The organism is Psychrilyobacter sp. (assembly GCF_049671765.1).
Lineage (GTDB): Bacteria > Fusobacteriota > Fusobacteriia > Fusobacteriales > Fusobacteriaceae > Psychrilyobacter.
In genome coordinates this window covers 1-7,076 of sequence record NZ_JBATVM010000140.1, presented here as the reverse complement: position 1 = coordinate 7,076, position 7,076 = coordinate 1, and the positions used below count along the sequence as shown (strand labels likewise).

General features: G+C 28.5%; 6 protein-coding genes and 2 riboswitches. Of the genes, 3 read left to right on the top strand and 3 right to left on the bottom strand.

Annotated elements, in window-relative coordinates; translation table 11 throughout:
- From WBG30_RS06750 to WBG30_RS06740, 3 genes are all read right to left on the bottom strand, one after another.
- Positions 1–1,717, bottom strand: a 1,717-nt coding sequence (locus WBG30_RS06750) for an L-type lectin-domain containing protein (RefSeq protein ID WP_424503880.1), incomplete at its 3' end; no start/stop codon positions are given.
- Between the two features lie 137 nt (positions 1,718–1,854).
- Positions 1,855–1,930, bottom strand: a riboswitch (cyclic di-GMP riboswitch).
- 82 nt (positions 1,931–2,012) lie between these two features.
- Positions 2,013–2,088: riboswitch (cyclic di-GMP riboswitch) on the bottom strand.
- Positions 2,089–2,230: 142 nt separating this feature from the next.
- Positions 2,231–2,605 (bottom strand): NusG domain II-containing protein, encoded by a 375-nt coding sequence (locus WBG30_RS06745; protein WP_424503879.1) that lies wholly within the window; start codon positions 2,603–2,605, stop codon positions 2,231–2,233.
- A gap of 1 nt (position 2,606) precedes the next feature.
- Positions 2,607–3,491 carry a phosphatidylserine decarboxylase gene (locus WBG30_RS06740; RefSeq protein WP_424503878.1) on the bottom strand — a complete coding sequence of 295 codons (885 nt, stop codon included), beginning with the start codon at positions 3,489–3,491 and terminating at the stop codon, positions 2,607–2,609.
- A gap of 435 nt (positions 3,492–3,926) precedes the next feature.
- Here WBG30_RS06740 and WBG30_RS06735 point away from each other — a divergent pair, with 435 nt between their 5' ends.
- The 3 genes from WBG30_RS06735 to WBG30_RS06725 all read left to right on the top strand — a co-directional run.
- A complete protein-coding gene (locus tag WBG30_RS06735; protein ID WP_424503877.1) occupies positions 3,927–4,598 on the top strand; it encodes a hypothetical protein in 672 nt (223 codons plus the stop codon).
- Between the two features lie 22 nt (positions 4,599–4,620).
- On the top strand, positions 4,621–5,049 hold the full coding sequence (locus WBG30_RS06730; RefSeq protein WP_424503876.1) for a hypothetical protein: 429 nt from the start codon (positions 4,621–4,623) through the stop codon (positions 5,047–5,049).
- A 150-nt stretch (positions 5,050–5,199) separates the two neighbouring features.
- Positions 5,200–7,076 (top strand): fimbria/pilus outer membrane usher protein (locus tag WBG30_RS06725; protein ID WP_424503875.1); only part of this gene is annotated, 1,877 nt, incomplete at its 3' end.

Genomic DNA, 7,076 nt, shown 5'->3' with positions numbered 1-7,076 from the left:
CTAACACTTGTGCACCTATTACATCTATATTTGAATTATTCGTTACCTCTATTACATATGTTAATTCTTCACCATATGCTGCTGTGTCTTTTCCTCCTAAATCTGTATCTGTTACTTTTTTAGTTATTACTAATTTAATTGCATTCGCAGTCGCTGTCGCACTTTTCCCTATTACACTCCCATCTGGTTTTACAGCTCTAAAATTTGCGGTATTTATTACACTACCTCTATCTACATCCTCTTGTTTTACTATATATTCTCCTGTTCCTGTCGCTGTTGTTTCTGGGTTTAATTCCAATGAGGTTAATACAATCCCTGGTATTTTTAAATCTGATACAGATAGATCTTTTAGTGTTTGAGTTCCTTTATTAGTTAAAGTAAATTTATATACAATTATATCTCCTGCTTTTGTATAGTTTTGCTTTATTTTTGTATGATCTTCTCCATCTGTTATACTGGTTATTTCTTTTGTTACTTTTATTTCATTAACTATATTTGCATATACTGTTGCTTCTGCGGCTGCATGTAATTTTTCTCCGTCATTTTTTTCAGCCTCTACCGCTGCAGTTCTTACTATACTACCTTTGTCTATATCACCTTGTGTTATACTCCCTTTTTTATCTGGATCTGGATTTTTTTTAGTCCCATATGTTACAATGCTCTTCCCAGCTCCTAGTTCGGTCCAGGCATTGTTTTCAAGCTCGACATCAAATGTTTTTGCATTATCTGATATATCTATACCATCCTTCAATTTGATATTGGTAAGAGTTTCCCCTCCTGTATTTGTTATTGTTATTTTATATTTAACGGTATCTTCTAATATATAGTTATTTCCACTAACAACCTCTTTTTTTATATCTAATTTATAATCCTTTGTAGGTATAACCCCTTTAATTATAGGATTACGAATTTTTTGTTCGTTCATCCATTGCCCTGTTGAAGATGTAAACCCAAAATAAGCGTATCTTCCTCCTAAATATTCCTGTACAATATCTCCAGAATAAGTATTTGTATAAGTTTTAATTCCATCCCTAAAAGTATATTTAAATGTTTTAGACGAAGCATTCCAGTCAAAGGTAACCTTGTGCCACTCTCCATCTTCCATCTCATCAATTTCAAGAGGTTGAGAGTCCCCGCCTATGATTCCAGAAACTCTCATAGTTGCAATCTTTCCACCAGCTATAAAAGCAATATGGTCTTTTTTTATATCTCCCATATGCCATTTTCCATCTGAAACTTCAGTAGATTGTGGATCATAATAAGGGTTTGTGTAGGTATCAAATTTAACTCCAAAAGATTTTTCAAACGTTTTTGTTGTCCCATGATTACCGTAACCTATATATTGTCCCTCTTTTCCATAATTCACATCTTTATAATCTGATGATTTGAAAGCAAAAGCCATCCCATCTGCACCTATATCAATATTTCCATCATCATCAATATATTGAGATTCGATATTTAAATTGGTAGGTTTTTTTTGAATTCCTTTAGTTCCTAGATAAATTTCATATTCGAAATGAAAATTTTCATTTAAATCAAATATATTCCGTGACCAGACTGCTCCTACTTTACCACCTTCATCAGGGGTTATCCTTACCTCACTTCCACTTTTTACTGCATCTTCATAGTATAAGAAATTACTGTAATTTCCATTAATTTCCTTTCCCACTAATTGCATTGATATAACTAATAAAAACAATAAAACTATTTTTTTCATTTTTTCCTCTCCCCTTATAAATCATTATTTATTTGATATTAATTATTAATTTTGTATATGAAAATTAAAACAATATAGTTAATTTAAAAATAAGCTAACAAGTGTATTTTTTGATAAAAAAATACAGACCTTGTAAGATCTGCAACTGGCTGCCATTTTAAAGGCCCTTTAGTTTTGTGTCACAGAATTTCTCCCGTTTTTCCAATAATTATTTTCCTAAAATTAAAATAAATTTAGATAACTTAAAAATAAGCTAACAAGTGTTATTTTTCATAAAAAAAAACAGACCTATAAGATCTGCAACTGGCTGCCATTTAAAAAGCCTTTTGGTTTTGCGTCACAGAATTTATCCTGTTTTGCTAAATATCATTTTTTAATTTTCATTCTCTTAACAATAACATTTTCTATCTATTTTTTCAAGACTTTTATAAAAATATACTGATCATTTTTATAAAAGTCTTGAATTCTATATCCCATAGAACTCATTTCCTACTATTATTTTTAAAATAAAGTCTATCGGAGAATAAAATCTATATCATCTTCATCTTCTCCTACTATTTTTATTAGAAGTTTATCTGGAACTCCTATAATGGTCTGCCCTGATCTTTCTATCCATCCCTGTTTAACACATAATTTTCTGGGAGAATATGATGAAGTTACCCTTATTTTATTATCTTTTAGCTTTACTCCTACTCCTCCAATATCTGTATTAACATAAAATTTTTTCTCTGCTTTTTGGAGTTTATATGTATATTTTAATTGATTGTTTACATATATTTCTGCTCTCTCTGCTTTAGTTTCCTTAATTTTGTGGATATTTACACCTAAAATTAAAAAAATTCCTAGGATTATTCCATAAATTATTAGATCCCCTCTTTTAAAATACATCTTATTCTCCTATCTTTTCACCCATAGAAACCTTCGTTTCATAGCCATTTTTTGTGTTTTTCAAAATATCACTGTCTATAGTAACTTTTCCTTTTTCAAACAGTAATAGTACCGAAGATCCACCAAAGGTAAAGTATCCCTTTTCCTCTCCCTTTTTAATATTGGTGTTAGGAGTATAGGTTTGCTCGATCCCTCCTACCATTGTAGCTCCTATTTCAGATATCAAAATATCTCCGTATTCACTGCTTACTAACGTAGTTAATTCCCTTTTATTTTCACAAAATACACCGAAATTATCTTTTATAGCATAAGGCGATACAGAATAATAATATCCATCTATCTTATTTCTACTTCCAATTTTTCCAGAAGCTGGAAAATGATATCTATGATAATCAGCAGGAGCCAACCTTATAACTACCATACTTCCACCTTTATATTTTTTCCATAACTCTTTATTATTCAAATATTTTTCTAAACAAAATTCTGTTCCTTTCACGAAGAATTTATCCCAATCATTTATCTCTTGAAATCCTATTACTTTCCCATCAGCAGAAGATACCACTCCATTTTCTATCTTTCTTGCATTATCTTTTAACTTTCTATAGAAAAAATCATTAAACGAAATAAATTCTCCTACTTTCTTTTGAGATTCGCTCATATCTATATTATTATCACTTACAAAATCTTCTATTTTATCGATTGATTTTTTTTTATCCATCAATTTTCCGTAGAAAGAAGACAAACATTTTCTTTTGACTAATAGCTCTAGAGGTAGCTTTCCGAATGGATTATGGTATAAAAATTTTAAAAATCTCTCTCCTGGAACATTTTCGATTAATATTTTATTTGTTTTTCTATCTATATATTCAATCTTATCTAATTTCATATTTATCTCTCCTATAAACTCTTAATTTTTAATGGCTATAATGTATATTATATCATAAAAATACAAGTATTAAAAAATATTAGTTTTTATGTTAGTCTTAGTATTTTTGCTTAAAAATACTAAAACTTATTAATTAAATTAAAATTTAAAATTTATTTTAATAATTCTTTGTATTTTTAATAGAAAATTTTAAATATTTAAAGAGTTGATTAAACACCTAAAAGCATCTAAATATATTATAAATAAATTTTTTAATGTCATAATTTTAACACTTTATACAAAATTAAAATAATTTAACTTTCAATTCCATGTATTTTTTTCTTTAATATATTAAAAAATATAATTACACTTTGATTTTTTATTAAAATCGTGTTAAAATTTTTATTTAACATTAAAATTAGATTAATTTTTTAATTAATTGAGGGGGAATTATTTATGAAAAAAAAAATAATGAGTTCGTTAATAGGTTTAGTTATATCTACTAATATATTTGCTATATCAATATCACCTCAGATAACTAAGGCTAAATTGGTTGACGGGGAAGTATTCAAGGAAATCAGGGTGAAAAACGATAGTGATACTCCTAAGAGATATAAAGTGTCTATTGTCAAACCCATGAATATTGGTTCAGATGACTATTATATCGGGGATCATATAGAGTTTTATCCACCTATATTAAATTTAAAACCCAACGACACTAAATCAGTTAAATTACTCATAGAAGATTTTAAAGATCTTCCAGATGGTGAATATAGATCTTATCTATCCTTTGAAGAAATAACACCTTCAAATGCTAAGGGTATATCTATAAAAATAAATTTAAATTCCGCTATCTATGCCAATAAGGGAAAATTAAATAAAAATCTGAAAATTAGTGATTTTAAGATTAATAGTACTCATGTTCAAGGAACTATAGAAAATAAAGGAAATACATCACTAAAGATCATAGCAAGATATCTAATGGATGATGGAACTACAGTTGATCATGAATTTTTTATCGGCAGAAAGGGACAACAAGATCTTAACTACAGGGGAGAAAATAAAGTTGTTCAGGTAGAGTTACTTGATAGAGACACCAAGAAACATATAAAAACATTAAAAATTTAAAAATAAAAATAGGAGGAGAAAGATGAAAAAATTATTATTAGGAGCATTACTGATTATAGGAACGTCGTGTTACGGAGTATCAAGTGTTCCCACCCAGCCTAATGTTACCGCCCAGCTTAATATTACCGCAAAGGTTGAACCATCAGCTAGTCTAGAAATAAAAAAAGGGGGAAGCGTTGTTACCGAGCTTGAATTTGACGGTAATCCGCAAGTATTAACACTTGATTTTAAGGGAATTCGTGGTGGAGAGTTGGCCTCTATGCACTTTGGTATAAGGGGAAAAGAGGGGGAGATCAATATGCAAAATGATAAATATGATAAAGAAAATTTCAAAATCCCTGTAAAAATAAGCGATAATAATGAAACAATTACTTTAGGAAAAACGTCTATGTTAGAGCTTAAAAAAGGAAATTATAAAGGAACTCTTTTTGTAACTGCAGATTATAATTAAAAATCTAAAGGGATACCTAGTATCCCTTTACTTATATCCCACTGATATTTCATACATCGATATATTAACGATTAATATTTATAATCTTTAGTAGATCAATTTATAAAAATTACACTCTGGTATTTTAAACATTATAACAAGGAGAAAATGATGAAAAAAACAATTTTTATTATTGCTTTATTTATTTTTAGCTATTTTACATATTCTAATGAAAAAATTCCACTAACCCTTAAGGTTAAATCTTATGAAAAAGGGTTTTTTAAAGTTATTAAATTAGACAACCATAAAATATATATAAGTTTCTCCAAATTTCTGTCAGTCATTGGAAGTAATGAATATACAAGTAATAATGGACTCCTTGAGGCAGAGGTAAACAGCACTGATTTTATTATTATTGATACGAATAAACTGCTAGCTTTATTTAATAATAAAGAACTAAAATTTTTAAAAGAAGACCTTATGACCATCAACAAAGATATATATATATCCACTGATATATTAAAAATTCTAGGTGAAGTAAAGTATGATGAAAACTTACTTACTCTTGAATTGCAGCCAAACTTTGAATTAAAGTATGAAACTATGAACGAAGTCTATAATAAAAGAACTAATTTGGAAAACAATAATAATAAACCAAAAAAACTAAAGGGAAGAACAATATTTATAGAAAATAAATTATTTACTCTTGGAAGGCTAAAACTTAATTATGAAAATTCAGATCTAGGAAGTGGTTTCGATGACGATACCCTGACAATTGATTATACAAATAGATTATTATATGGAAATTTTAATACCTCAGTAGACCTAACTGATGGGGTAGAGTGGGATACATGGAATCTTAAGTATGATAAATCATTTTTACCCTTTTTAAAAGACAAAGAATTAATCTTTGGGGATAGTTATACTCAAAATGACAACCTCTCCAACAATGAGATAAGGGGGATAAGTCTTAAATCTGCTAAATTTACCATACAATATGGTAAAACAGATATAACAGGTTACAGTAACAATGGCAATATAGTTGAGTTATATAAAAATAATAGACTTTATGAATACCAAAAAGTTAAAAATGGAAAGTATGCTTTTAAGGATATAGAGGTATCTAGTGATACAAATCTTAAGGTAAGAATATACGATGAAAACAACAGCTATACCGAAGAATTTATTACGGTAAAATCATTTGCCGAAATACAGGAAAAAGGACAATGGGACTATCAATTTAACTATGGAGAAAATCGAGATATCGATGAAGATCAGCTCGATCTTAGATTATTATATGGTGTTGCTAATAAACTTACGATAGGAGGAGGATACCATCAGCTGGCAAATGTAAATATTCCCAAAAATGAAAATGAATTTGTTGAAGGTATAGGAGTCTATAGGTTATCAACTAAGATCCTACCAACGACTGCTAAAGCAACCTATCAACAAAATTTAAAGACAAAAAAAATAAATACATTTATAGAGATAAAAAGTGAACTTTTAGGACATGATATAACTATTGAAAGTAAAGATTATGAATATCTACTAGAAGATTATTATAAAAAAATAAGTCTTAGGGCAAACAACAGAATAGGAGAATACTCTTACCGCCTTGAAACAGCAAAAGAATATTATGACCTTTATAAAATAAATAAATTAGATGTTCAGGCTACAAGATATTTTGATAGATCTTATCTAGAAATCGGAAGTGACTATGAGGAATATGAAGGAAGAGATCTCAATGAAACTACATTGGATTTAAAATTTTCAAAATCATTTACTAAATTAACGACTATTTTAGAAGCTTCTAATACTTGGAAAAGTAATAGAAAAGATGAAAAAGAAATTGGCCTAAGGATACAAAATTATTCTTCGGACTCTCCTTTGGAATATAGTTTATTTTCTAGTACAGACCTAAATAAGAATTATGAAGTTGGATTTGAAGTTTCATATGATCTGTATAGTGGCATTACTGGTTTATTTAATATGATTGGAGATGGCGGTAAGGATAGTTCTACAATAGGAGTAAGGATTGAAAAGACAAT